The sequence below is a fragment of the Mycobacterium sp. NGS39 genome (assembly GCF_059812765.1).
On sequence record NZ_JCALDH010000035.1, the window covers coordinates 1 to 297 of the forward strand.

A 297-nucleotide genomic window follows, 5' to 3' on the forward strand; every position below is an offset into this window, starting at 1 on the left:
TCGCATCGAGCTCGGCGACGTCCAAGCCGCCCTGGCCGGCATCGACGGCGTTGAGCTAGCCGTCGTCGTCGCGCGCGAGGACCACCCCGGCGACAAGCGGCTGGTCGGCTACATCACCGGCACCGCAGATCCGGCGCAGGTGCGCACGCAGCTGGGCGAGCGGCTGCCGGCCTACATGGTGCCCGCGGCGGTGGTCGTCTTGGAGAAGCTGCCGTTGACGGTCAACGGCAAACTCGACAAGCGGGCGTTACCGGCGCCGGAATACCACGATGGCGGCAGCGCCTACCGCGCCCCGAG

General features: G+C 71.0%; 1 protein-coding gene. It reads left to right on the forward strand.

The window, feature by feature from the left end:
- Positions 1 to 297: AMP-binding enzyme (locus tag AC5Y39_RS21240; protein ID WP_500021720.1), on the forward strand; the 297-nt coding region annotated here is incomplete at both ends.